A 25,820-nucleotide genomic window follows, 5' to 3' on the forward strand; every position below is an offset into this window, starting at 1 on the left:
GGACCTTGAAGCCGGCCCGCTGACTTGCTTTGATTAGCTCATGAGCACAACCCTGATCGAGGTTCGACCGGCCAAGGCTGCGGACGCAGCCGCGGTGGCGGCTACCCATGATGAAGCCTGGCGGTCCGCCTATCAGGGCATCATTCCGGGCGCCGAGCTCGAAAAACTCATTAACCGCCGCGGCCCGCAATGGTGGGACAGCGCGATCCGCAAGGGCAGCCGCGTCAGCGTGCTGGTGTTCGGCGACAAGGTCGCGGGCTACGCCAATTACGGCCGCAACCGCGCCCGCAGCCTGCATTTCGAAGGCGAGATTTACGAGCTCTATCTGCGGCCGGAATTCCAGGGCCTCGGCTTCGGCCGCCGCCTGTTCACCGCCGCCCGGCGCGATCTGATGCAGAGCGGGCTGAAGAGCATGGTGATCTGGGCGCTGTCGGACAACGATCCGGCGACGGAATTTTACCGCGCGCTCGGCGGCCGCATGGTGGCCCGCTCCTCGGAGAAATTCGGGCCCAAGTCGCTCGATAAAGTCGCCTTCGCCTGGACCAACTGAAGCTATTTCAGGCTTTTCCCTGCTCCGCTGCGGGTCTAAAGGGACCCTGACGCGCGCCTGATTCCAGGCGCCATTTTTAACGCCAAGCGGAGTTCCTAATGCGCATTGACGCCATCCCGATCGGAGTAAATCCGCCACACGACGTCAACGTCATCATCGAGGTGCCGGTTGGCGGCGAGCCGATCAAGTATGAAATGGACAAGGAAGCCGGCACGCTGGTGGTCGATCGCTTCCTCTATACGGCGATGCGCTATCCCGGCAATTACGGCTTCATCCCGCATACGCTGTCGGGCGACGGCGACCCCTGCGACGTGCTGGTTGCCAATACCCGCGCGATCGCGCCGGGCGCGGTGATGAGCGTGCGGCCGGTCGGCGTGTTGCTGATGGAGGACGAGGCCGGCGGCGACGAGAAGATCATCGCGGTGCCGTCGTCGAAACTGACCCAGCGCTACGACAAGGTCAGAAACTACAGCGACCTCCCCGACATCACGCTGCAGCAGATCCAGCATTTCTTCGAGCACTACAAGGATCTCGAAAAGGGCAAGTGGGTGAAGGTGCTGCGCTGGTGCGGCGCCGACGACGCCCACCGGCTGATCCTGGAAGGCATCGAGCGCGCGAAGAAGAAGTAGGGCGGCGCTCGCAGGTTACCGTCATTGCCTGCGACAAACGCGGAGCGTTTGCGGAAGGGAGCGCTAGCGACGAAGCAATCCATTTGACCGCTTGCGGCGCTATGGATTGCTTCGCTTTGCTCGCAATGACGAGGAAACAACACCATGCGCCGGTCGCTTCGTATTATCCGCAACATCCTGCTGCTCGCGATCGCGGCAGTCTTGATCCTCGCCGGCGTCCTCGCATTCAACACCCTCACCCACGGCTCGCGCCAGCTTCAGATAACAGCCGTGCCGCGCGCCGAAGTCGATGCACAGGCAGCGGCCAAGCGCCTGGCCGAAGCGATCCGCTTCCGCACCATTTCGAGCTACGAAAAGCCTGACCAGCACGCCGAAGCGCTGCGCGGCATGCACGCGCATATCGAAAAGAGCTTTCCGGCCTTTCATGCCGCGGCGAAGCGCGAAATCGTCGGCAATTACAGCCTGCTCTACACGTGGCAGGGCTCGGACCCGAAGGCGCAGCCGGTCGCATTCCTCGCCCATCAGGACGTCGTGCCGGTCGCACCGGGCACCGAGAAGGACTGGCAACAGCCGCCCTTTGACGGCGTCATCGCTGATGGATTCATCTGGGGCCGCGGCTCCTGGGACGACAAGGGCAACCTCTATTCCATGCTGGAAGCGGCCGAAGCCATGGCCAAGGCCGGCTTCCGCCCCAAGCGAACGATCTATTTCGCCTTCGGCCATGACGAAGAGACCGCGGGGACCGCCGGCGCCAAATCGATCGCAGCGCTACTTGCCTCGCGCGGCGTCCGCCTCGACTTCGTGATCGACGAGGGCCTCTTGATCACCGAAGGCATCATGAAGGGGCTCGACAAGCCGGCCGCACTGATCGGTGTTGCGGAAAAAGGCTATGTCACGCTGGTGCTGAACGCGCATGCGACACCCGGCCACTCGTCGATGCCGCCGCGCGATACCGCGATCGGCATGATGAGCGCGGCGCTGGCGCGGCTCGAAGACCACCGCCTGCCGATGCAGATCCGCGGCACGGTCGCGGAAATGTTCGACACGCTGGCGCCCGAGATGTCCGGCTTCAACCGCGTGGTGCTGTCGAACCTCTGGCTGTTCCGGCCGCTGCTGCTGCGCGAATTCGAAAAGAGCGGGCCCACCGAGGCGACGGTGCGCACCACCACCGCGCTGACGATCTTCCACGCCGGCGACAAGGACAATGTGTTGCCCGGCCATGCCGAGGCCACCGTCAACTTCCGCCTGATCCCCGGCGACACGCAAGGGAGCGTGACCGAGCATGTCCGCAGCGCCATCGCCAACGACCGGATTTCCATCAAGCCGTTTCCCGGCAACACCGACCCGCCGCCGGTGACGCCGACCGCAAGCCCGTCGTTCCAGATGCTCAACCGCACCATCCGCGAAATCTATCCGGACGTGATCGTCGCGCCCGGCCTGATGGTCGCCGCCACCGACTCGCGCCACTACACGGGAATTACCGACAAGATTTTCCGCTTCTCGCCGGTGCGCGCAAACTCGGACGATTTGAAGCGCTTTCACGGCACGAATGAGCGCCTTCCCGTCGAAGGCTATGCCGATATGATTAGGTTCTATCGGCGGTTGATCGAGAACAGTGCGGGGTGAGGTGCTAAATTAGCGCTCCCTCGCCCCGCCCTTGCGGGGAGAGGGTTGGGGTGACGGGTCTATCCGCGATTCCGAACGACGAGGCGAGTCCGTGGAGAAAGCCCCTCACCCCGACCCTCTCCCCGCGAAGGGCGGGGAGAGGGAGAGTCTCACACCCCAGGCTTCGCCAGCCCTTTAATCGCGCACGCCGCGCGCAGCGTGTTCACCAGCAGGCAGGCCACCGTCATCTGCCCGACGCCGCCGGGCACCGGCGTGATCGCGCCAGCGACTTCGGCGACTTCCTTGAACGCGACGTCGCCGACCAGCCGGGTCTTGCCGTCGGCTAGCGGCGTGCGGTTGATGCCGACATCGATCACGGTGGCGCCCGGCTTGATCCAGTCGGCGCGCACCATTTCGGGCCGGCCGACCGCGGCATAGACCAGATCGGCGCGGGCGCAGAGTTGCGGCAGATCCTTTGAGCGCGAGTGCGCGATCGTCACCGTCGCGTTTTCATTCAGCAGCAATTGCACCAGCGGGCGACCGACAAGATTGGAACGGCCGATGACGATCGCGTTCATGCCTTCCAGCGAGGCATGCACGCTTTTGGTCAAAATGATGCAACCAAGCGGCGTGCAGGGCGACAGCGCGGCAAAGCCACCGGCCAGCCGGCCGGCATTGTTGGGATGCAGGCCGTCAACGTCCTTGGCCGGATCGATCGCATTGATGACGGTTTCGGTATGGATCGATTTCGGCAGCGGCAGTTGCACGAGAATGCCGTGCACCGCGGGATCGCGGTTGAGCTTTGCGATCAGCGCCAGCAGATCGGCCTGCGCGACATCGGCGGGCAGCTTGTGCTCGAACGAGGCCATGCCGGCGGCCTGCGTCTGCGTGTGCTTGCTGCGGACATACACTTCGCTGGCGGGATCATTGCCGACCAGGACCACCGCAAGGCCCGGTGTCAGCTGATGCTCGCGCTTGACCCGCGCGACCTCTTCCGCGACGCGGGCGCGGAGCTCCGCTGCAATGACCTTTCCGTCGATAATGCGTGCCGTCATCTCAATCCTTCGTCTTCGATTTTCGCCGGCCACCTTTCGGAGCGTTTCGCCGAGAATTTTGGGATCGCCGTCGACGGCGACCTGCTTCAGCCGCGAGGTGACGCCTGACAGAATCTTCACTCTCGCCTTCGGCACCCCGAGCGCCTTCGCCAGCAATTCGGTCACCGCCCGGTTGGCCTCCCCGCCCTCGGCAACGGCACGGACGCGCACCTTGACCACGCTGCGCCCGTTGGCAAGCGTCTCGATGCCGTCGATGTCGTCACGGCCGCCGCGCGGGGTCACCCGCAGCGCGATGCTGATGCCCTCGCTGGAATAGCGCCAGGGATCCATCAGCGCGCTAAACGAAATAGGGCATCACGTTGTAGGCGACCAGTTTCTGAACGAGGATGATGACCAGGATCAGGATGATCGGCGAGATGTCGAGCCCGCCCAGATTGGGCATGAATCTGCGGATCGGCGCCAATGCCGGCTCGGTGATCCGGTACAGGAACTCGGCCACCGCCGCCACGAACTGGTTGCGGGTGTTGACGACATTGAAAGCGATCAACCACGACAGGATCGCCGAGGCGATCAGCAGCCAGATGTAGAGATCCAACACAATAAGGATGACTTCCAAGATAGCGCGCATGTGGAGGGGGCTCACGAGGAGGGGTAGTCAGCTAGATATCGGTTCATCCCCCCGCAAACAAGGGAAGTTCCCGGCAAAAGGACGCCAAAATCGGCGCTTTCACCGTTCTTGACTTGGCCTTGGGCCGGACTGTAAATGACGCCGATTGTCGGCTGCTTCGGGTCATCTCAAAGCGGTCGCGACGGGGCCATAGCTCAGCTGGGAGAGCGCGTCGTTCGCAATGACGAGGTCGGCGGTTCGATCCCGCCTGGCTCCACCAGCCTTCGCTTGCTTCGCAAGCTACGGCTCGGCAAGCCTACCCGGGCCCTATCGTAGCGAAGCAAGCGAAGGTTGCCGCGGCGTAGCCCAAAGGGCGAAGCCGGGCCTCGGCAACCGCCGTAGGCCTTCCCCACCCCCTCACTTCCCCGTAAACCTTGGCGGCCGTTTCTCCACAAAGCTCGCCACGCCTTCCCGGAAATCACTCCCCTTCAGCGCGATCTGCATTTCGCGGTTGGCGTCGATGGTGGCTTCCGCCAGCGTCTGGAACGGCACCTCGTAGAGCTGGTGCTTGATCACAGCAATCGCGCTTGGCGAGACGAAATCGGCGAGATCGCGCGCGTAGGCATAGGTCTGCTCGCGCAACTGCTCCGGCGGATACAGCCGGTTGACCAGCCCGATCCGCAGCGCCTCCTCGCTTCCCACCCGTCGCGCGGACATCAACAGATCCAGCGCGTTGGCGTGGCCGACGATGCGCGGAAGCATCCAGCTGATGCCGTGTTCGGCGATCAGCCCGCGGCGCGCGAACGAGGTGGTGAAGACAGTATTGTCGGCGGCAAAGCGCAGGTCGCAATAGAGCGCGTGGACCAGGCCGATGCCGGCGGTGGCGCCGTTCAGCATGCCGATCACGGGTTTCGGGATCGCCGGGTAATAGGCATAGCGCGTCTGCCAGTCCGCCCGGCGGTTCATGTCGAACGGCGGCGTGTTCTCGCCGCGCCTGATTTCGCTGGGGTCGATGGCCTTCAGGGCCTCCATGTCCGCGCCTGCGCAAAACGCGCGGCCGGCGCCGGTGAGGATGATGATACGGACATTGTCATCGCCGGCTGCCGCCTCCATCGCATGGCGCACATCGCGCTCCATGGTCGCGGTCCACGCATTCATCCGGTCGGGCCGGTTGAGCGTGATGGTCGCGATCTTGTCGCTCACCTCGTAGAGAATATCCTGATAGGTCACGGCGATCTCCCTGTGGTTTTCTTATTGGCGTTTGGCGCGCGAGCCTTTCGGCCGCGCCAACACTATCACATCAGCTATTTCTAGAAGACGTTCGAAACGCGCGGGCAAATTCCGCGTGGCGGCTATTCGGCTGCGTCCAGCATGACAGCGTGCGGTGCGCGCGCGATCCAACCCGCGATGAAATTCTTCAACCACGCCCGTTCGGCCACGTCATGCACGGCGCGGCCTTCGAAGTGGAGATGACGCGGTTGCGCACCTGGCGACTCCATGCGCACGCAGCCGCGCGTGGTCCAGCGATGCATCATGGCGTAGGTGACGTCGGGATGAAACTGCAGGCCGAACGCATGACCATGCTGAAAGGCCTGCACCGGGAAGTCGTCACCTTCGGCAAGCAGCTCAGTGCCGCGTGGCAACTGAAATCCTTCGCCGTGCCAATGATAGACCAGCGCGGGCCAGTCGGGGCAGAGCGCATGCCCGGCCGCGGTGGGCCGGATCGGATAGTAGCCGACCTCGACCCGCCCCTCATGATGCGGCGCGACCTGTGCGCCCAATTGTTTGGCGAACATCTGCGCGCCCAGGCAGATGCCGAGAAACGGCCGCTGCTCACGCAGGGGAATTTCGATCCAGTCGATTTCTCGGCGGACATAATCGTCGGAATCGTTGGCGCTCATCGGGCCGCCGAAGATGACCGCGCCGGCATGCAGCTCCAGCGTTTCCGGCAAGGGATCGCCGAACCGCGGACGCCTGATGTCGAGGGGGTAACCAAGGGCGCGCAGGGCATTGCCGACACGGCCCGGCGTCGAGGTCTCCTGGTGCAGGACGATCAAGACCGGCTTGAGCGGCGCGGCGTCAGGCGTAATCAGCGCCCGTCGGCCCGGAAAGGGCACGATGCTGTCGCCATTTTTGCTCGACCGGAACGACATCGACGTTGCTCAGGTGCCTCGAATCGAAACCATACCTAAGTGAGTCTTAATTTCGCGTGAGTTCACGCACACAGCAAAAATGTAAGCAAACCGCGGGCCAGACGCGCTCAGGCGCCCGATCGCGGCGCGAGCGGGCCGGGACACCGGGAAAACCCGGGATTTCTTCAGCGCTGGCGAAGCTGGAAGCGGCCGACTGCCCCAAGAATGAAGGAGCGCGGGAATAGCCGGAGCAGGAATGGCACGATCTTGATGCCGAGGCCGGGCATCACTGCACGTTTGTTAGCCATCAATCCGCGATAGGCCTGCTGTGCGACCTCGGCGGGCAAGACTTTTAGAACCGCCGTATCGAATCCGGGCCGGAAGCCGGCGCGCGCCTGGAATTCCGACGGCACGGGGCCGGGACACAGCACCGTCACACGCACGCCATGCGGCGCCAGTTCGGCGCGCATCGCTTCCGTGAACGACAGCACATAGGCCTTGGTGGCGTAATAGACCGCCATGCCCGGGCCCGGCAGAAAGCCGGCGATCGAGCCCACATTGAGCAGGCCGCCACGGTTGCGGATCAACTGGTCCGAAAACCGCAGCGACAGATCGGTCAGCGCGCGGATGTTGACGGCGATCATGTCGAGCTGGTCGGCGCGGTCGCGCTGCACCGCCTTGCCGAACAGTCCGAAACCCGCATTGTTGACGACGTATTCGACCTCCACACCGGAGGCCGCCAGCGCTTCGGCAATCTTGTCGCCGCAGTCAGGCTGCACGAGATCACAGGGAATGACGATCGGAGCCTTGCCACCGGCCGCCGTGATCTCAGCGGCCAGCGCCGTCAGGCGATCGGCGCGCCGTGCCACCAGCGCCAGACGATGGCCATGGGATGCAAAAACGCGCGCCAGCTCGGTGCCTATTCCGGCCGATGCACCGGTAATCAGCGTCACACGCTCGGTCACGATGGAATGCTCTTGAAATCAATTGCAGGTGGTAGTGATAGCGATGGAACGAGAGCATAGGCGCGCGGTGCGGCGCAAGCCACGTGCATGGCATATGCCCATGCACGGCTCTGTGCCTCAGCAATTGAACTTCAATAATTTCAGACGCATCGCGCATCTTCGCGACTGATCGCGAGGCACATTAAAGTTTCGTCATCTGAGTAATCGGGCGCGAGCGATGACGCGGTTGCTCGTCACGTTGCGATGTCGGCGATTTTCGAAACGCTGTCCGACGAGGCCACCTGGCGCTGCTCTGCCACCTTGCGCTTCAGATCGATCCGATCGCGCGATGAAATACCGAGCAGATCGGCCGCGCGCCAGACGACGTTGTCCTCGAATTCGCTGACCTGGCCGTCGGCATACACCAGCTCCCACATCATCTCGATGATGCGGAGCCGGCCCTCCTCATTGACCGAGCGCATGATGACGCTGGTGAAACGATAGAGATCGACCGCCTCGCCTTCGGCTCGCGTTGCCGACGCGATCAGATGATCCGCCTTGCCTGGATCGAGCTTGAAGCGGCTCTCGATCAGAGAGTGCAGTTTGCGCTTCTCGGCCGCGCTCGGCTCGCCGTCGAGCGAGACGACGTGAACCAACAGCGCGGTCGCCGCGAGCAGATAGCCGGTGTCGTCGAACGCGAGATCCGTATCCGCGCTGGGCGCAACGATGTCGGCAATGAATTGGCGCAGTCCGTCGAGCATCACTCTACCTTGCAAAGTTCGAAGAAGCCGTTCGGCGAATATGGGTTGAAGCTTTGGCCTTCGCAATCCGCGCGATGCGCGACTGGTAACGTATGCAGATTAAATCGGCGTCACATTGAAGGTACCGGAAAACTTCTGCGCGAAACCTGGGCAGCAACCCGTCACAGCGAACCGCGAGCTTGTTGTTTAGGTCGAAGCGCGCAGACGCCGGTTCAAAGCACGCAACCCGCGCCGCTTCGGAACGGAACGGCCGGTCGGCCAAGGGCCGACCGCGCGATTCGCCGCAGGGGTCGAGGCCGATATCCAATTGCAAGTCATTCGCATTTGCATTAGGGATGAACCTGTTGTTTCGACAAGCGATTCTTCATGAGGAAACGATCATGGCTTCCTTCCGCTTCGCCGTTGGTGCCGCCGTTGTGCTGGGAGTTGCTTCGGGAGCCGCGCTAGCGGCTGGTGACCTGTCGCGGCAGACGCCGATCGAGGTGACGGTCGATCTCGGCTCGCCCGGCAAACACGAGTTCGGGCCGAAGCAACTGAAATTTGAAACCGGCAAGCTCTACAAGCTGATCCTGCGCAACACGAGCAACGATCCGCATTACTTCACCTCGCATGCGTTCTCGCAGATGGTGTTCACGCGCAAGGTGCAGGTGACGCAGCAGCAGAACGGCAAGGCCGTGACGCTCGCCGAATTCAAGGGCGCGATCCGCGAGATCGAGGTCTATCCGGGACAATCCGCCGAATGGTGGCTGGTGCCGATCGCCGCCGGCCGCGCCAACGACCTGCGCTGCGACATCAAGACCAGCGACGGCAAGACGCACGCCGAACTCGGCATGACCGGTGAGATCGTGATCGAGTAGCGCTCTACGGCGTCTTCAACCGGCGGGCATCGAATCTCTGGCGTTTCAGGTGCTTCGACCGGCTGTCGGGATTTTACTCATATCCGCAAAATGGGGAATCCGAACAAGTCGTTCGGACTCCCCAATTTTCGACTGCTTTCCTCTCATTTTACGAACTCGGTCATTGGCTTGCCCTTATCAACGATATGGACGTTCAGCATCTTTAGAGAAGTGTCACCCCCAACCTTGAAACCGGCGTGGGGCACTTCACGTGCATTAATTATCGCAGCGCCCGTGGGAAGTGGTCTTTGCGTGCCATCAGGCAGTTCAAGCGTAGCTCCTTGAAGTACATAGACGACCTCTTCGCCGGGATGGATATGTCTGGCAATTGCCTCACCTGGTGGTACTTCGAGAACGGTGACAACAACATCCATGTCCTTCCCGATTAGGTCGCCTCTTTTGAGTTCAGTCCTGATCGTGCTTTGAGCGTTCGCGGACCCGATCATCAGTACGAAGACGACTAAGGAAATCACCTTGGTCATTGCAACCTCCAAACATTGTCAGTTGGTCACAATGTGTACATTACACCTGTTCTGATTAGTGAGTCAGCGGCAGGCGTGCAAATGAACTAACACTCTGGCTAGGGTATCTCGTACACCACCATCTTGTCGGCGATGCCGCGTAACGCGGCTTCCTTCTGAATCGGACGGATCGCCTCTCTCTGAAGAATGGTGGCGACCGCCGGCGATTCGATCACCGGCCCCGTAATGTGGATCTCCTGCGAGGTCGACAGGCTCTGCACGCGCGACGCAATGTTGACGGTCTGGCCGAAATAATCCTGCCGCTCGTTCAACATCACCGCCAGGCACGGGCCTTCGTGGATACCGATCTTGACGATCAGATCCTCCCGGCCGCGCTCCGCATTGAGCGCCGCCATCGCCGCCCGCATGCGCAGGCCCGCCACGATCGCATGTTCCGGCCTGATGAAGGTCGCCATCACCGCATCGCCGATCGTTTTCACGACAGCGCCCTTCTCGGACGCAATGATTTCGAGCAGCGCATGGAAATGCGCCCGCACCAGATCGAAGGCAGCGAGATCGCCGACCCGTTCATAGAGCGCGGTGGAGCCCTTGAGGTCGGTGAACAGGAAGGTCAGCGAGGTGATCTTCAGCCGCTGATCGACGTTGAGGTTATCAGCCTTGAACACGTCGCGGAACGTCTGGTTGGACAGCATCCGCTTCGCGGTCAGGATCGGCTTGCGCTTGCCGAGCAGTTCGTGGAGCGTATCGTTGGCGATCCAGACCGCAGGCAGCACGCGCGTGTCGGTCTGGTTCTCCAGCGACAGCCGCAGCGGTCCCGGACGCATCACCGTCGAGCCCGTCGGCGCTTGCAGCTTGTTGAAGACGATCGAAAATTGCTGCCGCTCGCGGGTCGGCTCGCCCTGGATATCGAAGAAGTGCGCCGAATGCGTCACCGGCTCGAACACGATCACGAACTGGTTGGGCAAGTGCAGCGACAGCACCGCCTTTTCGCCGGCCGGCAGCTCGATAGCTTCGAGCGACACCTCGTCGATCAGTCGCTTGATCGATTCCTCGCTCAGGTCCATTCCCGAGCTCCAGAACATCTGCCGGTTATATTCCCAGATCGGCAGCGTGTTGGGATCATGCGCGGCAATCCGCCTGACGCGCGGGCTGACGGTGAATGCGACCTCGACGCGGTCGTCGACGGAGGCCTCATAGCCTTGCGCGCACAGCGCGCAATTATAATCGTCGTGGCGCAGCGATTTCAGCGTGTTGTGCGCGCCGAGCACGCCGCCGCAGCCGGGGCAGAGCACATTCCAGGTGAGATCGAACAGGCCGAGCCGCGCCGCATGCAAAAAGGCCGAAATGACCTTTTCCTCGTCGAGCCCGTAGCGCGCGGAAAAATCCAAGAGGTTGATACGGTTGAGATCGCGGTCCTCGCCCTTGGCGATCAATTGCGAGATGGCGTCGACGACCGCGGGATCGGCGGTCTGCTTCAGGACTGAGAACTGGGCCTGGGTATCGCTCATGCTGACAACCTAGATGACGCTACGGGAGCAACTCCGCAAGGTGCTCTATCCGGCCCGGCGCGTTTTCATGGCGCAAACCGGCAATCCGCTCGATCAAAAAAATACTACCGCGGCGTGATGGCAAACATCGGCGAACGGTTGGGCTGTGTCGTCACCACGCCGATCGGCATCACCGGATCCTTGTCGACGAGCGTGATGCGGAACGCGCCGATCATCTTCGCCAGCGCCAGCGTAGCTTCGACCAGCGCGAAATGCGCGCCGATGCAGACGCGCGCGCCGACGCCGAACGGCAGATAGGCGAAGCGATCGGGCGGCGTCCCGGTCATGAAGCGAGACGGGATGAAGGCGTTCGGATCGCGCCACAGTTTTTCGTGCCGGTGCAATATCCACGGCGCGATCAGGATCACGTCCTTCTTCTTGACCGGCAGGCCCGCGATCGTGTCCGGCGCGATCGCCGCGCGTGCGATCACGAATGCCGGCGGATAGAGCCGCATGGTCTCGTCGATCACGGCGCGGGTGAATTTCAGTCTATCGATATCGAGCGCGCCGTTGGCGGTTGCGTCCTGCACTTCCGTGGCGACCTGCTCCTGCGTGGCCGGATCGAGCGCCAGCAGATAGAGCGCCCAGAATAGTGCGGTCGCCGTCGTCTCGTGGCCGGCCAGAATCATGGTGGCGACCTGGTCGCCGAGTTGTTCGTCGGTGAAGGCCTGGCCGGTCTCCGGATCGCGGGCGTCGCCCATCAGGTCGAACAGGTCGCGCGCCGACGCGCCCGCGGTCTTGCCGGCGGCGCGACGCTCGGCCATCAGCATGCCGACGAAGGCGGTCCAGCGCTTGCGGAAGCGGGCGCGCGAAATGTCCTGCGGACTCGGCCAGCTCAGCGGCAGCAGCATATCGAGGAAGTGCGGCCGCGCCAGCCGCTCGCCATATTCCATCACGAAATCGCGCAAGGCGGCGCCGTGGCGATCCATGGCGAACGAGAACATGGTGCGGCCGGCGATCTCGAGCGCCATCCGCTGCATCGCCTCGCGCAAATCGACGGGTGCGTTGCTGGCGGCGCGCAGCTTGGCAACCGTCTCGTCGGTCGCTGCCAGCATATGCGGAACGAGCGGCGTCACCGCGCGCGGTGTGAAGGCCGGCGCCAGCGTGCGGCGCTGGTGTTTCCACGCCCGTCCTTCCGCAATCAGAAGGCCATTGCCGAGGATCGGCCGCAGCACCCGGATGCCAACCGGCGTGCGCGAATAGTTTTCGTAATTGTCGACCAGCACATGCCGGATCGCATCCGGCGTGTTGAGGATGAAGGTGCCGCGTCCGAAGAACCGACCCTGGACGATATCGTCCTCATAGGCCCGCTGACCCCAGCTGCCGATCGGACTTTCGCGGATCGCCTTGATCCGCCCGAACACTGTCATGTCGTCGGGCGCCCGTGGCGGGCTCGGCGGCACCAGCGGCCCTCGCGCCACCGGCATGTCGTAGACTCCGGCCATGCTCATGAGCGCCACTCCCGTAGCCCGGATGAGCAAAGCGATATCCGGGATTGTCCAAAGCCCCGCATATCGCTGCGCTCATGCGGGCTACGATCGTATCTATGTCTCCAATCCGGGCGCCGCAAAGGCGCACCGGTCGGGAACAGCTAATAAGTCAGTTCGGCAACCGCAATCCGGTTTTCCCCGGCCGGCCAGGCCCGCGCCACGATTCGCTCTGTATTGAATATCGCTACCACGGAGCGGCCAACCTCCTCGGCCGGAAGCCGTAACGTCGTCACCGAATCGGTCGGCACGCCGGATTTCACATCCCTGGGCTCCTTGCCGTCGATCAGCACCACGTCGCGCGGCAGGCCGAAATAGCCGCGCGGACGCGACATCAGCACCACGGCGCCCGCGCCGGCATCGGCCGGACCGAGCGGTCGCGCGGCGCGTAGATTGACGACGTCGGAGGAGCGCGGAAACGGCGAGCGGTAAAGATGCGTCGTCGGCGAACCGGCCGACGTCAACACGATTTCGAGATACCAGGCCGGCTCGACCTGCGCCGGACCCCAACGGCCGCGGCGCCGGTTTGCGACGAATGGATCGGACCGCCGCTCCGTTCGCCGGTATCGGGAGAGACGCGATAGATTTCGACCGTCGCGCCCGAGACGGGACGATTGGTGACAACGCCGCCCGGCGTATCAGTCACAAGCCCGCTCAGTCTGACTTCCGCTTCCGGCACGATCTCGATGCGCGACGGCTCTCTGCCCGCGATGAATTTATAGATCTCGCGAAACGCGCGCGGATGAAACGCGACCTCGCGATGATCGAGCGCGCCGAGCACGAGGTTGGTCGCGCCCTTCAGCGCAGGACCTTCTGACGTCACGCCGGTCGGCATGCCGGGCTTGCCGACAAAGCGACCGTCGGCTTGCGCAAATTTATCGTTGCCGTCGCTGCGCAAGGTGAGGAACGCGGTGCCCGGCGTGACCTCGCTCTCGCCTTCGTTCAGGCTGCGCAGGAACGGGCCGCGGCCGTTGAACTCGCCGCCTAATCCCTCATCCCAATCGTAGATGCCGTGATTGGGAACGCCGCACAGCACGGCGTGGCTGACATCGGCGCCGCCGCCGTTCCTGATATAATTGCGGATCGAATAGCCGCCGCGCGAATTGCCGACCAGCGCAATGCGCGACGCACCGGTGCGCTGTTTGAATTCCTTGACGGCCTCAGTGAGCTCGCGGCGTTGGTCTTCGGTCGAGGAACGGTTCGGCTGCTCCACTTTGTCATCGGTGCGCGCGAGAGGATCGGTGAAACTGATCGCCATCATCCGCTCGCGCGGCACGCCATTCGATTCCATCCGCCATAACGTCGTAATCCAGAGCGCTGCGTGATCGCCGTTGCCGTGCACGAACAGGATTGGCGGAACCGCGCCCGCAACCGAAGGCGTCGAGGCGGTCTCTGCCAACGCGGAAAAGCTGAGATTGCCGGCAAGATTGCCCGCCAGCAAAGGTAGCGCGCCTGCGCCCCTGAGCATGGTTCGCCGCGTCAGGCTCATTTGGGCTCCTCTCGTCATTTTTCAGTACCCTAGCTGTGCTCTAGCAGTCCCCATAGCGGCCTAACTACTGGACAGAGCAAGGTTTTCGCAGGCATCTGTGAGGGCCGCAGGAATCATCGTCTCCCCTTTAGCAGCCCAACCGGAACCGGATATGACCGAACCGCCGAAGCGCTCCGATAGTATCTTCGCACCGCTGCGGCATTCGGTGTTCCGGCGAATCTGGCTGGCGAGCCTTCTGTCCAACCTCGGGCTCCTGATCCATGGCGTTGGCGCGGCCTGGGCGATGACGCAGATGACGTCGTCCGCCGACAAGGTGGCGCTGGTGCAGACCGCGCTGATGCTGCCGATCATGCTGATCTCGATGCCGGCAGGCGCCATCGCCGACATGCACGACCGCCGCGTCGTGGCGATGGTGTCGCTATTGATCGCGCTGACCGGCGCGAGCGCGCTGACCGTACTGGCCTGGCTCAATTTGGTGACGCCGAACATCCTCTTGCTGTTCTGCTTCATTGTCGGCACCGGCATGGCGCTGATGGGACCGGCCTGGCAGTCTTCGGTCAGCGAGCAGGTGCCGCCCGAGACCCTGCCGGCTGCGGTCGCACTCAACGGCATCAGCTACAACATCGCGCGCAGCTTCGGCCCCGCGATCGGCGGCATCGTGGTCGCGACCGCCGGCGCTGTTGCTGCCTTTGCGGCGAACGCGCTGCTCTATCTGCCGCTGTTGATCGTGCTGTTTCTCTGGAACCGGATCCACGAACCGTCGCGGCTGCCGCGCGAGCGTCTCAACCGCGCGATGGTCTCAGGCGTCCGCTACATCACCAACTCTCCCTCGATCAAGATCGTCCTGACGCGCACGCTCGTCACGGGCATCATCGGCGGCTCGGTGTCGGCGCTGATGCCGCTGATTGCGCGCGATCTCTTGCATGGCGGCGCGCAGACCTATGGCGTCATGCTGGGAGCCTTCGGCATGGGCGCCGTGATCGGCGCGTTGAACATCGGCTCCGTCCGCAAGCAATTGAGCGGCGAGGGCGCGGTGCGCGCCTGCACGATATCGTTGGCCGGTGCAATCGCAGCCGTCGCGCTCAGCACCAGCGCCATCCTGACGGCGATCGCGCTGGTGCTGGCGGGCGCAGTGTGGATGCTGGCGGTCGCGCTGTTCAATATCGGTGTGCAGCTTTCGGCGCCGCGCTGGGTCGCCGGCCGCTCGCTGGCGGCGTTCCAGGCCGCGATTGCCGGTGGCATCGCGATCGGAAGCTGGGGCTGGGGTCACCTCACCGATATGTACGGCGTCGAGATCGCGCTGCTGGTCTCCGCCGGACTGATGCTGCTGTCCCCGCTGCTCGGCATCTGGCTGCGCATGCCGCCGGTCGGCGCCCGCTATGAGCCGCCAGCCGAGGCGCTGGCCGATCCCGAGGTACGGCTGTCGTTGACGGGACGCAGCGGGCCGCTGGTGGTCGAGATCGAATATCGCGTCGCGCAGGACAACGCCCGCGCCTTCCACAATGTGATGCAGGAGGTGCAGCTCAGCCGGCAGCGCAACGGCGCCTATGGCTGGTCGATCGCGCGCGATATCGGCGATCCCGAACTATGGACCGAGCGCTACCACTGCCCGACCTGGCTCGATTACCTGCGCCAGCGTAACCGCGCGACGCAGTCCGAGCGCGCCTTGCATCAGCGCGCGATCGACTTCCATCTCGGGCCCGAACCGATCCGCGTTCGCCGCATGCTGGAGCGGCCGTTCGGCTCGGTCCGCTGGAAGGAAGACACCCCCGACCGTGCCGCCAACGAGGTCTTGCCGGTGGTCGCGACGGCCGCGGGCAGCAGCACCTAGCACCTCGATAGCAGACGCGACTTTTGGGCGCAGAATGGCGCGGGAATAATTCCGCCAACCGTATCCAAACGGCCGCCGACACCGCTCCCGCGATTTCTCGCGGCTGATTTCTTGCGACTAAAGTGTAAGAATTCTGCGCGCTTTCGCTCCGCTGAGCGGGAAGCGAGGGCCGTTTCGCGTCTGCGAAACGACAGCGCCGTTTACCCCGTGCGCGATTAGAAAGATCGCCGCGCACTTCCCACTTGCCAAAGTGCCGCGCAAGCCTTTGACTTGTCGTCAAGACAAACACACCCGCGCTAATGACGGGTGATGACAACTTAACCGGGAGGAACTCATGAGCAAGCGTAGCGATAAAACGACGCGCCGCCGTTTCCTGACGGCCGCGGCCGCCGGCGGTGCGGTGATTGCGATGCCGCAAGTCAGCCGGGCGCAGACGGCGGTCCTGAAGATGCAGGGCTCGTGGGGCAAGGCCGACGTCTTCAACGAGATGGCCGAAGACTATGTGAAGCGCGTCAATGACATGGCCGGGGGCCGGCTACGCATCGACTATCTTGTGGGCGGCTCCGTCGTGCATCCGTTCCAGGTATTCGACGGCGTGCATGGCGGCCAGATCGATGCTGCTCACACGGTGACGGTCTACTGGTACGGCAAGCACAAGGCGGCGTCGCTGTTCGGTACCGGACCGGTGTTCGGCTTCAACGCCAACGAAGGTCTTGGCTGGATTCACAACGGCGGTGGCAAGGAGCTGTTCGAAGAACTCCAGACCCAGATCATGAAGGTCAACATCAAGAGCTTCTTCGCGATGCCGATGCCGACCCAGCCGCTCGGCTGGTTCAAGAAGCCGATCACCAGCGATGCCGACCTGAAAGGGCTCAAGTACCGCACCGTGGGTCTGGCCGCCGACTTGTTCCAGGTAATGGGGGCCTCTGTCGCGCAGCTTCCGGGCGGCGAAATCGTGCCGGCCATGGAGCGCGGCGTGATCGATGGATTCGAGTTCAACAACCCGACATCGGACAGGCGCTTTGGCGCGCAGGACGTCGCCAAGAACTACATGTTGGGTAGCCACCATCAGGCGACGGAATACTTCGAGATCATGTTCAACCGCACGAAGTATAATGCGCTGGCGGCCGAGCAGAAGGCGATCCTACAGTATGCTGCGGAGGCAGTCTCTTCCGCCAATGAATGGAAGGGGATGGACTATTACTCCAAGGACCTGCAGGAACTGATCAATAAGGACAAGGTCAACGTTCAGCGGACGCCGAAGTCCGTATTCGATGCGCAGATTAAGGCATGGGACGGCTTAATCGCCCAGCTTGGGTCGGATCCGTTCATGAAGAAAGTGATGGACTCGCAGAAGGCATGGGTGCGCCGCGTGGTTTACTACAACATGACTAACGCAACAGATTACCGTGGCGCCTTCGAGCACCACTTCCCGGGCGTGCTCAAGGTCTGACAGGCTCGCGGCGCTTGATCGGCGGTACGAGTAATGGGCGGCGCGGTTGACGCGCCGCTCACCAGCAATTGGGGGACAATTCGGATGTGCGATTTGCCGCGAGTTCAACTCGCATGAGGAAGTTTCTATTTTTCATCGATGAACTCAGCACATGGGTGGGCAAGGCGTTCGCCTGGCTGATTCTCGTCCTCACGCTCGGTGTCAGCTACGAGGTGTTCATGCGCTACGTGCTGCGTGCGCCGACCACCTGGGCATTCGACATCAGCTACATCACCTACGGCGCGATGTTCCTGATGGCCGGCGCGTATACGCTCTCGCGCAACGGTCATGTGCGCGCCGACGTGGTCTACCGCCTCTGGTCGCCGCGCACCCAGGCGTCGATGGACCTCGTTCTCTACATTTTGTTCTTCCTGCCGGCGATCGCGGCGCTGATGTATTCGGGCTGGAATTATGCCGACATGTCGGTGCGCTTCCGCGAAGTCAGCATCTTCAGTCCGGCCGGCGTGCCGGTGTTTCCGCTGAAAGCGCTGATCCCGGCCACCGGTGTCCTCCTGTTTCTGCAAGGGCTCGCTGAGGTCATCCGCTGTGTGCTGTGCATCCGCACCGGCCGATGGCCGCAACGCCTGCACGACGTGGAGGAGACCGAGAGCCTCGTCATTCGCGAGCATCAGCAGGCGGCCGCCGCGCAGCAGGACGAGAAAGGAGCAGGCGCATGACCGATCCTCAACTCGGCATGCTGATGCTGGGCCTATTCATCTTCATCATCATGCTCGGCTTCCCGATCGCCTTCACGCTGATGGCGATGGGCGTCGCGTTCGGCTACTACGCCTACTATACGGCCGGCCAGGACTTCTTCGAGAATCGCATCTTCACGCTTCTGGTGCAGAAGACGTTCGAGGTCACGTCCAGCGATGTGCTGGTCGCGGTTCCGCTGTTCCTCTTCATGGGCTATCTGGTCGAGCGCGCAAACATTCTCGATCGCCTGTTCTACTCGCTGCAACTGTCGATGAAGAACGTGCCGGGCGCGCTGGCGGTAGCAACGCTGATCACCTGCGCGATGTTCGCGACCGCCACCGGCATCGTCGGCGCCGTTGTCACGCTAATGGGCCTGCTGGCCTTGCCGGCGATGCTGCGGGCAGGTTACGACACCAAGCTGTCCGCAGGCGTCGTCTGCGCCGGCGGTTGCCTCGGCATCCTGATTCCGCCGAGCATTCTCCTGATCGTCTATGCGGCGACCGCCGGCGTTTCGGCGGTCAAGCTCTATGCGGCCGCTTTCTTTCCAGGGTTCCTGCTGGCCGGGCTCTACGTCCTCTATGCAATAGCGCGCGCGATCATCAATCCCGCGCTCGCGCCGAAGCTGCCGCCCGAGCAGACCAACGTGCCGCTCAGCACGGTAGTCTGGGCGCTCGCAACCTCGTTCCTGCCGCTGGCGCTGCTCATCGTTTCGGTGCTCGGCGCGATCCTGTTTGGCCTGGCAACGCCGTCCGAAGCGGCCGCGGTAGGCGCCCTCATGAGCATCGTTCTGGCGGCCGCCTATCGTTCGCTCAACTTCACGATGATGCGCGAGTCGGTGTATCTGACCGTGCGCGCCACCGCGATGGTCTGTTACCTGTTCATCGGGTCGTGGACGTTCTCCGCGGTGTTTGCCGTCCTTGGCGGACAATCGGTGGTCGAGCAGTTCTTCACCTCGATGAACCTGTCGCCGATCGGGTTCCTGCTGTTGACCCAGGTGATCATTTTCCTGCTCGGCTGGCCGTTGGAATGGACCGAGATCATCATCATCTTCGTGCCGATCTTTCTGCCGCTGCTTCCCCAATACGGCATTGATCCGATCTTCTTCGGCATCCTGGTTGCACTGAACACGCAGACGGCGTTCAACACACCGCCGGTGGCGATGGCCGCGTTCTATCTGAAGGGCGTGGCGCCGCCGCAGGTGAAGCTCACTGACATCTTCTCGGGCGCGCTTCCCTTTGTCTTCCTGGTCTTCTTCACCATGGCGCTGGTCTATATCTTCCCCGCCATTGCGTTGTGGTTGCCCAGCTACCTCTATGGATCGCGGTGACCAGCTTGGGTAAGACGCCGAAAGGGTGCGCATGAGCCTCAATGCGCTCAGCCTCACGGAAGCCGCGGCGGGCATTCGCGACGGCCGGTTCAGCTCTGTCGACCTCGTCGGCGACTGCCTCAAGCGCATCGACGAGGCCGATCGCGATATCGATGCGTGGGCGTTCCTCGATCGCGACCACGCGATGCGGCAGGCCGAGGTTGCTGATGATCGTCGCAAGCAGGGCAAGCCCACAGGCCCGCTGCATGGCGTGCCCATCGGCATCAAGGACATCTTCGATACCGGCGACATGCCGACCGAGTTCGGCTCAAAACTTTGGGTGGGGCGTACGCCGCGACGTGACGCCGCTGCCGTGGCGCGCCTGCGCGCGGCGGGTGCGGTGATCCTTGGCAAGACGGTGACCACCGAATACGCCTACTTCAATCCGGGCAAAACCAGGAACCCGCACAACCCTGACCACACGCCGGGCGGTTCATCCTCGGGCTCGGCTGCGGCGGTGGCGGCCTTGATGGTGCCGGGCGCGATTGGTTCGCAGACCAACGGAAGCGTGATCCGACCGGCCGCATTCTGCGGTGTGGTCGGCTTCAAGCCGACACACGGCCTGATTCCGCGGAGCGGCGCGCTTCTCTTGTCGCGGGCGCTCGATCACGTCGGCGTATTTGCGCGTTCGGTCGACGATGCGGCGCTGCTCGCACAGGCGCTTGCAGGCTTCGACGAAGAGGATCCGGATACGCGCGCCCTCGCCAGCCCCCCCTTTGTTGACGTGGCGGCAAGCGAGCCGCCATTGCCGCCGCGCTTCGCCTTCATACGCTCGCCGGCCTGGAAGCATGCGGAGCAGGTGACCACGGAGGCGTTTGCCGAGTTGGTCGAAACTTTGGGCAAACACATTTCCGAGGTCGAGATCAGCCCGGGATTCGATCGCGCGGTCGACATGCACCGCACCGTCATGGAAGTGGAAATGGCGCATAATCTGCATCGCGATTTCGAGCAGGGGGCTGAGTCCTTGAGCGAGATGCTGCGCGCACTGATTGAGCGTGGCCGCAAGGTCCTGGCCGTCGACTATGCGCGGGCGCTGTCCGGCAGCGCGGCGCTCAACGCGGCGCTTGACGGCGTGTTCGACGAATACGACGCCATACTGACCCCTGCCGCGCCGGGACCGGCGCCGCGCGGTCTCGACAGTACCGGAAACCCGGTGTTCTGTTCGACGTGGACCTATCTCGGCACGCCTGCGGTAACGCTGCCGCTGCTGCAATCGGAAAGCGGCCTGCCCATCGGCGTGCAACTGGTCGGGCGCCGCGGCAACGATGCGCGGCTGCTCCGGACCGCTAACTGGCTGGTCAATACTCTCGGAAAAAGCGGCCGCGGCAGGGCCGGCTCGGCGAAGAAGACAAGGAGCGGCAGATGACGAACTTGATCACCGGCCTGATTGGCATTGGCGGCGTCCTGACGTTTCTCGGCATCCTGCTCTGGTGGATCAAGGCGGTGCCCTTGATCGTCATCTGCGTGCTCGTGATGGCGCTGCTGATCTACGACTTCTATCAATCGCTGCGCGCCAACGGGAACGGCGCGGGATAGACCGCGGCTCCCGGCGGCCTACTGCCCGTGGCTCGCCAGCATCTGCTGGCAGCCTTTGCTGATCTTGGCGCGGTTCTGTTTCAGGCAGGCCAGCACGATCTGGTCACCGTCCTGCATGTGCGCCCGGCAGTAGCGCGAGACGTCGCGCGAGCAGGCGTCATGCCCCTTCTGCCGGTCCTGCTGGGACTGGGCCGCGGCGGCTGACGTGATCAGAACCAGGGGAATGACGAGAAGAATCTTGCTCATTTGCTATGCCTTTGTACCGGTAAAACGCAATCGGCGCGTTCTATCGTGTTTTCGAGCGGAGGGAACACCGTTTCGCGTGAGGAAAACGCCTCAAAACGGGAATCGAGCGCCGAAATCCGGGCTGGCAACGCATTTGTGATGAACGAAATCGCGCGAAACGCTCCGCTTGAAGATCCCGAAACCTCAAGAAAACGCCTGCGTCGCATCGCCGCAAGCGTTTTCGGGAGCCGGACGGAGAGCCGATCACTGCGCTGCGAGCTTGCCCTTCTTCGCCGCAAGATCGCGATCCATCACGGTGCGGCAGCCTGCGCTCAGGTCAGAGCGGTGCTTGATCATGCAGGCGGTGATCTTCGGGATATTCGGGATTTCCGAGCTGCAGAGACGGAACGCGTCGCCGGTGCACATCTGCTGCGCCTCAGAGCTGAAGGCGAAGCTCGCAGTCGATGAGGCGGCGGCGAAGGAGGCGGTCAAGGCCAGCACCAAACTGACCTTGCGAACGGTATTGAAGAACACTGCGGTCATTGTCGGCTCCTGTTGGCCCGCCATAGCGGACCCCGTTGTTGATGGCAGGAACCATGCGCCTGGAACCGCTGTCACGACTGTGACTGACGTCACTCGCGTATAAACCCCTCATCCGCTTCGCCTAACCGGCGCTTGTTCGCGAGACGTTAAGACATTGTTGGCATTAATGGCCCGTTGCGTGTGTATCCCGAGTATCTGGAAAGATTAGCGATGCGTAATGCGTTGGGCCTGATGCTGGCCAGTGTAGTGACGGCGGTTCTCATCACCGGCGTTTGGTTCTGGACCTCCTCGCCGCGTGCCGACGCGGCTCCCCCTCAAACCGTCGCCGCCCGCATGGAGCCGCTGCTGGCCCCCGCCGCAGCGAGACCTGCGCTGAGGGACGACGTCGAGGTGACCGCCTCGCTGTCGAAGCCGGCCCCTGCTCCCGCGCCGGTTCCGGCGCCGCAGCCGGTGCGATCGGCCTGCGCCAATCCGGACGCGCTCGGCGTCAGCCGCACCGTCGTGATCGACACCACGGGCGGTCCCGGCTTTGGCTTCCTGCAATACAAGCAGTTCGACTTCCTGACCGACAAGGAAGTGGTGCTGACCTTCGACGACGGCCCATGGCCGACCACGCCCGCTGTGCTCAAGGCGCTCGCGGATGAATGCACCAAGGCGCTGTTCTTCCCGGTCGGCAAGCACACCACCTATCATCCGGAGATTCTCAAGCAGGTGGCGGTTGCCGGCCACACCATCGGCTCGCACACCTGGTCGCACGCCCATCTCGACAGCAAGAAGCTGACCGAGGCGCAGATGCGGGAAGAGATCGAGAAGGGCTTTAGCGCCGTGAAGATGGCGCTGGGGACCGCGCCCGCGCCGTTCTTCCGCTTCCCTGGGCTCGCACACACGCAAGTAGCCCTCGGCTATCTCGCCTCGCGCAACATTTCGATGTTTTCAGTTGATGTCGATTCCAACGACTTCAAATCGTCGGGTCCCGACCAGGTCATCCAGAACGTCATGACCAAGCTCGACAAGCAGGGCAAGGGCGTGATCCTGATGCACGATTTGCAGAAGAGCACGGCGCAGGCGTTGCCGACGCTGCTTCGCCGCCTCAAGGCCGGCGGCTACAAGGTCGTGCAGATGAAGGCCAAGGAGCAGCTCGAAACCCTGCCCGAATATGACGCGATGCTGGTGAAAGACCAGAAGGTGCCGGCGGTAGCCAGCCGTCCGATCAGCAGCGTGGTGCAAACGGTTTCGCAGTAGGGATTGGCGACGCCTTTAGATAGCTCGCCTCTAACCGAGACGCCATGCCCGGGCTTGTCCCGGGCATCCACGTTTTTGGGGATACGTCAGCGAAGGAAGACGTGAATAGCCGGGCCACGGTCATGACGTTCGTGAATTGAGTGCTCGGCTTACCAGTAGATGCCGTGCTGATGCAGCGCGCGAACGATGCGCGCTTGGATCGCGTAGCGGATGCGGTGCGGCCTTGCGAGTCTCGCCGCCGACGCCGTTCTCCGGGCCATCGGCCTTGCGGGCCCGTCGTTCATGGCCGCCGCCGCGGGCCGATATGCCCTGGCCGCCTTGAGTCTGGCCGGCGCTTGCCTGCTGGTCTGCACCTTGTTCGCGTCAGCCTTGGCTGTCTCGACCTTCGGTGTCTCGGCCTTCGGTGTCTCAGTCTTGGGCTCGATCGCCGGCCGCTCGACATATTTCGGCGGTTCCGGCTGCTGCGGCACTTCAGCGGTTTTCGGTGCATCGACGACGGTCTTCGCGGGCGTCGGCGCACGCGGCGACTCGATGCCGCCCAGCGACAGGCTCCGATCCCCAGCCTGAGCCGCGGCGGATACAAAAACGAATCCTGCAATGAGAATGAATTTACGCATGTTTGTATCTCCCCTTGAAGTTGACCGGGAGATTACGGGTGGCGACCGGATTGTTATGTGAGGCAGGTCACGCCAACACACTCGTGACCCACGTGCACTGAACTCTTCAGGGAATTTTTTATAAAGCGTGGTGCCGCAAACAGGACTCGAACCTGTGACCCCGTCATTACGAATGACGTGCTCTACCAACTGAGCTATTGCGGCGGACCGAAGCGGCGGCGCTCGGGGGTTACCCGCGAACGCCCGCACCTGATATCGGGGACGGCCCCGATTGGCAAGAAAAACGCGGCGCGTGAAATTCTAGTTGCCGCCCCAGCGTGACAAAAATCCTCGCCAGCCGCCAGCCTGCGCCTTGGGCGTTCCGATTTGTTCCGCGAATTCGTCCGCCGGGCCGTCCTCGTCGACCCCGGGATCGTCAGGCGCCCGGACCAGCGGGATTACAGCCGGAATCGGTGCCGGGACGGCCTTTGGGATGTCCTTGCGCGACCGGAACAGGGGGGCCGGCTGCGGCGGGGTTGATTCGGCCGGCTTTTGCGGGGCGGGGGTTGGTTCAGCGGCCGGTTCCGGGCGGCTTGCCTCGGCCGGGGCGGGCTCGGCGGCGACAGACGCTGGCGGCGTATTGTCCTGCGCGGCTGATGGCTCCGGTGCGACCGGGGCGGCTGATGGCTCCGGCTTGTTGGGAGCGACGGGCTCGGCCACCGGCTCGTTCGCCGCCTCGGGCGGCGCAATCACTACGGCGCGGCGCGGGGTCGCCAGCATCGCTTCCTCGAACGGGGAGGACTCGATCGCAGGTCCCTTGTCGGAAGGTAGCGCTGCGACCGGCGTCTGCCACTGGAAGGCGTCGAGCCGCCCGGTAACCGGCGAGACCGGCCGCCAGCGATCACTGACATAGCCGTCCGCGGTCCAGGCCGGATCGTGCAGCGCGCGCACCGCGCGCAAGGTCCACGCGCGCGCCCGGCCACTATCCCCGTGTTCGGTGCGTTCGAGCTCCGCCATCAGCAGCGCGACGCGCTGCGTCGGCTGATTAATGAAGGGCGCCAGCGCCTCGCGCGCTTTCCCAAATTCGGAGGCGTCGATAGCCGCGCGCGCAATCGCCAGCGCCCCCTCGATATGGCCCGGCGCTTTCGCAGCGAGCGTCTCGACCCGTACCAGCCGCTGGCGTGCGGAATCGCCAAGCTTCACATGAGAATAGGCGTCGGCCAGATCGGGATGCGGCTGCGCCAGCCACGCCGCCTCGACGAGGCGCATCGAACGCCGCACCTGATGCGCTTCGCTCTCGAACTTGCTCGCCAGCACCGCGGCAGGCACCAGCGTCGGCGCCAGCTTGACCGCTTCCATCACGCTCTCGCGCGCCATGTCGCGATCGACCTTTTCGAGTTCGAGCGCGCGCGCCGTCAGCAGCACGCCGCGCTGCCTTCGATAGGTCGCCTTGTCGATCAGCCCGGCCGATTGGTTGTTGTCGAGGATCTTCAGCGCGCCGGCCCAGTCGCCCTTGGCGCAGCAGAAGCCGAGCACGGCGTGCGAGGCCCAGGACGACGACGGCGACAATTTCAGCGCTTCCTCGGCGAGCATGACGGCGGCGACGGGATCGTCGGCGCGCTGCGCCTCGATGAAGAGGCCGCGCAGGCCCAACAGGCGCGTGTCCTCACGTTCGGCCATGGCGCGGAAGGCGCGCTGCGCGCCCTCGCGGTCGCCGTCGAGCTGCGCCGATTGCGCGTGCAGCAATAGCGCCAGCGGATCGTGCGCGGCATGCTTGCGGGCGGCATCGGCGTGCATGCGGGCGGCGGAGGAATCGCCGTGCCCGATCGCCAGCAGGCCTTGCGTGATCGCATGCCGGCCGCGGGCCTGGCGGCGTTCGCGCCGGTTGCGGCGGAGACGCTGCGGCGTGCGCCACACGCCGCGCAGGATCGCCCACATCATCATCGCCGCGACGATGACGATGCCGAGCGCCAGCACGAACACCGGCAGCGTCATCTGCGCGCGATAGCCGCCCCAGGACAATGCGACATCGCCGGTCTGCTCGGCAATCCAGGCCGCGCCGGCCGCACCGAGCGCAATCAACAATAGAAACAGAATGATCCGGATCAT

24 protein-coding genes, 2 tRNA genes and 2 pseudogenes are annotated in these 25,820 nt (G+C 63.5%); 12 read left to right on the forward strand and 16 right to left on the reverse strand.

Annotation, left to right across the window (positions count from 1 at the left end; all coding sequences use genetic code 11):
• Window positions 1–40: 40 nt before the first annotated feature.
• The 3 genes from ACH79_RS10135 (at window position 41) to ACH79_RS10145 (ending at window position 2,805) form a co-directional block, all read left to right on the forward strand.
• Window positions 41–550, forward strand: a complete 510-nt coding sequence (locus tag ACH79_RS10135) for a GNAT family N-acetyltransferase (protein WP_057834892.1) — start codon at window positions 41–43, stop codon at window positions 548–550.
• Between the two features lie 98 nt (window positions 551–648).
• Window positions 649–1,179, forward strand: a complete 531-nt coding sequence (ppa, locus tag ACH79_RS10140; protein ID WP_161850901.1) for an inorganic diphosphatase — start codon at window positions 649–651, stop codon at window positions 1,177–1,179.
• A 144-nt stretch (window positions 1,180–1,323) separates the two neighbouring features.
• Window positions 1,324–2,805, forward strand: a complete 1,482-nt coding sequence (locus ACH79_RS10145) for a M20 family peptidase (RefSeq protein WP_161850902.1) — start codon at window positions 1,324–1,326, stop codon at window positions 2,803–2,805.
• A gap of 149 nt (window positions 2,806–2,954) precedes the next feature.
• On the opposite strand, the gene folD is transcribed toward ACH79_RS10145, so the two are convergent.
• From folD to ACH79_RS10155, 3 genes and pseudogenes are all read right to left on the reverse strand, one after another.
• Entirely contained in the window at window positions 2,955–3,839 is an 885-nt protein-coding gene (gene folD / locus ACH79_RS10150; protein ID WP_246738659.1) for a bifunctional methylenetetrahydrofolate dehydrogenase/methenyltetrahydrofolate cyclohydrolase FolD, read from the reverse strand.
• An 81-nt stretch (window positions 3,840–3,920) separates the two neighbouring features.
• A pseudogene (locus ACH79_RS43795) lies at window positions 3,921–4,169 on the reverse strand (DUF167 family protein); the annotation flags it as partial.
• 7 nt (window positions 4,170–4,176) lie between these two features.
• Window positions 4,177–4,467, reverse strand: a complete 291-nt coding sequence (locus ACH79_RS10155) for a YggT family protein (protein ID WP_161850904.1) — start codon at window positions 4,465–4,467, stop codon at window positions 4,177–4,179.
• A 183-nt stretch (window positions 4,468–4,650) separates the two neighbouring features.
• Here ACH79_RS10155 and ACH79_RS10160 point away from each other — a divergent pair.
• Window positions 4,651–4,726 (forward strand) — tRNA-Ala (locus ACH79_RS10160).
• 137 nt (window positions 4,727–4,863) lie between these two features.
• Here ACH79_RS10160 and ACH79_RS10165 read toward each other — a convergent pair.
• From ACH79_RS10165 to ACH79_RS10180, 4 genes are all read right to left on the reverse strand, one after another.
• Entirely contained in the window at window positions 4,864–5,676 is an 813-nt protein-coding gene (locus ACH79_RS10165) for an enoyl-CoA hydratase (protein WP_161850905.1), read from the reverse strand.
• A 122-nt stretch (window positions 5,677–5,798) separates the two neighbouring features.
• On the reverse strand, window positions 5,799–6,599 hold the full coding sequence (locus ACH79_RS10170; RefSeq protein ID WP_161850906.1) for a glutamine amidotransferase: 801 nt from the start codon (window positions 6,597–6,599) through the stop codon (window positions 5,799–5,801).
• A 164-nt stretch (window positions 6,600–6,763) separates the two neighbouring features.
• Window positions 6,764–7,543, reverse strand: coding sequence for an SDR family oxidoreductase (locus ACH79_RS10175; RefSeq protein WP_161850907.1), 780 nt, complete (start codon window positions 7,541–7,543; stop codon window positions 6,764–6,766).
• A gap of 233 nt (window positions 7,544–7,776) precedes the next feature.
• Complete coding sequence (locus ACH79_RS10180; RefSeq protein ID WP_161850908.1) at window positions 7,777–8,283, reverse strand: TerB family tellurite resistance protein; 507 nt, start codon at window positions 8,281–8,283, stop codon at window positions 7,777–7,779.
• 380 nt (window positions 8,284–8,663) lie between these two features.
• On the opposite strand from ACH79_RS10180, the gene ACH79_RS10185 reads away from it, so the two are divergent.
• Entirely contained in the window at window positions 8,664–9,140 is a 477-nt protein-coding gene (locus ACH79_RS10185; protein ID WP_161850909.1) for a biphenyl 2,3-dioxygenase, read from the forward strand.
• A gap of 143 nt (window positions 9,141–9,283) precedes the next feature.
• On the opposite strand, the gene ACH79_RS10190 is transcribed toward ACH79_RS10185, so the two are convergent.
• The 4 genes and pseudogenes from ACH79_RS10190 to ACH79_RS10205 all read right to left on the reverse strand — a co-directional run bounded on the left by ACH79_RS10190 (window position 9,284) and on the right by ACH79_RS10205 (window position 14,184).
• Window positions 9,284–9,661: a cupin domain-containing protein gene (locus ACH79_RS10190; protein ID WP_161850910.1), complete on the reverse strand. Its 378-nt coding sequence runs from the start codon at window positions 9,659–9,661 to the stop codon at window positions 9,284–9,286.
• Between the two features lie 98 nt (window positions 9,662–9,759).
• A complete protein-coding gene (locus ACH79_RS10195; RefSeq protein ID WP_161850911.1) occupies window positions 9,760–11,169 on the reverse strand; it encodes an adenylate/guanylate cyclase domain-containing protein in 1,410 nt (469 codons plus the stop codon).
• A 104-nt stretch (window positions 11,170–11,273) separates the two neighbouring features.
• Complete coding sequence (locus tag ACH79_RS10200) at window positions 11,274–12,659, reverse strand: cytochrome P450 (protein WP_161850912.1); 1,386 nt, start codon at window positions 12,657–12,659, stop codon at window positions 11,274–11,276.
• Window positions 12,660–12,799: 140 nt separating this feature from the next.
• Window positions 12,800–14,184: pseudogene (locus ACH79_RS10205) on the reverse strand (hydrolase).
• Window positions 14,185–14,335: 151 nt separating this feature from the next.
• Between ACH79_RS10205 and ACH79_RS10210 the strand changes: the two are divergent.
• From ACH79_RS10210 to ACH79_RS10235, 6 genes are all read left to right on the forward strand, one after another.
• On the forward strand, window positions 14,336–16,015 hold the full coding sequence (locus ACH79_RS10210) for an MFS transporter (protein WP_161850913.1): 1,680 nt from the start codon (window positions 14,336–14,338) through the stop codon (window positions 16,013–16,015).
• A gap of 334 nt (window positions 16,016–16,349) precedes the next feature.
• Entirely contained in the window at window positions 16,350–17,468 is a 1,119-nt protein-coding gene (locus ACH79_RS10215) for a TRAP transporter substrate-binding protein (protein ID WP_161850914.1), read from the forward strand.
• Between the two features lie 113 nt (window positions 17,469–17,581).
• Window positions 17,582–18,184: a TRAP transporter small permease subunit gene (locus ACH79_RS10220; protein WP_161850915.1), complete on the forward strand. Its 603-nt coding sequence runs from the start codon at window positions 17,582–17,584 to the stop codon at window positions 18,182–18,184.
• Window positions 18,181–19,530, forward strand: coding sequence for a TRAP transporter large permease subunit (locus ACH79_RS10225; RefSeq protein ID WP_161850916.1), 1,350 nt, complete (start codon window positions 18,181–18,183; stop codon window positions 19,528–19,530). The genes ACH79_RS10220 and ACH79_RS10225 overlap by 4 nt, the downstream gene beginning before the upstream one ends.
• A 31-nt stretch (window positions 19,531–19,561) precedes the next feature.
• Complete coding sequence (locus ACH79_RS10230; RefSeq protein WP_161850917.1) at window positions 19,562–20,935, forward strand: amidase; 1,374 nt, start codon at window positions 19,562–19,564, stop codon at window positions 20,933–20,935.
• On the forward strand, window positions 20,932–21,105 hold the full coding sequence (locus tag ACH79_RS10235; RefSeq protein ID WP_161850918.1) for a hypothetical protein: 174 nt from the start codon (window positions 20,932–20,934) through the stop codon (window positions 21,103–21,105). The genes ACH79_RS10230 and ACH79_RS10235 overlap by 4 nt, the downstream gene beginning before the upstream one ends.
• An 18-nt stretch (window positions 21,106–21,123) precedes the next feature.
• On the opposite strand, the gene ACH79_RS10240 is transcribed toward ACH79_RS10235, so the two are convergent.
• Window positions 21,124–21,351, reverse strand: a complete 228-nt coding sequence (locus ACH79_RS10240) for a hypothetical protein (protein ID WP_161850919.1) — start codon at window positions 21,349–21,351, stop codon at window positions 21,124–21,126.
• A 243-nt stretch (window positions 21,352–21,594) separates the two neighbouring features.
• Complete coding sequence (locus ACH79_RS10245; RefSeq protein ID WP_161850920.1) at window positions 21,595–21,873, reverse strand: hypothetical protein; 279 nt, start codon at window positions 21,871–21,873, stop codon at window positions 21,595–21,597.
• 210 nt (window positions 21,874–22,083) lie between these two features.
• Between ACH79_RS10245 and ACH79_RS10250 the strand changes: the two genes are divergently transcribed.
• Window positions 22,084–23,115 carry a polysaccharide deacetylase family protein gene (locus ACH79_RS10250; protein ID WP_161850921.1) on the forward strand — a complete coding sequence of 344 codons (1,032 nt, stop codon included), beginning with the start codon at window positions 22,084–22,086 and terminating at the stop codon, window positions 23,113–23,115.
• A gap of 149 nt (window positions 23,116–23,264) precedes the next feature.
• Here the strand turns inward: ACH79_RS10250 and ACH79_RS10255 are convergent, their stop codons facing one another.
• From ACH79_RS10255 to ACH79_RS10265, 3 genes are all read right to left on the reverse strand, one after another.
• Window positions 23,265–23,732, reverse strand: a complete 468-nt coding sequence (locus ACH79_RS10255; protein WP_161850922.1) for a hypothetical protein — start codon at window positions 23,730–23,732, stop codon at window positions 23,265–23,267.
• Window positions 23,733–23,860: 128 nt separating this feature from the next.
• Window positions 23,861–23,936, reverse strand: a tRNA-Thr gene (locus ACH79_RS10260).
• A 96-nt stretch (window positions 23,937–24,032) separates the two neighbouring features.
• A complete protein-coding gene (locus ACH79_RS10265; RefSeq protein ID WP_161850923.1) occupies window positions 24,033–25,820 on the reverse strand; it encodes a heme biosynthesis protein HemY in 1,788 nt (595 codons plus the stop codon).

Source organism: Bradyrhizobium sp. CCBAU 051011, from assembly GCF_009930815.1.
In the GTDB taxonomy this organism is placed as follows: Bacteria; Pseudomonadota; Alphaproteobacteria; order Rhizobiales; family Xanthobacteraceae; genus Bradyrhizobium.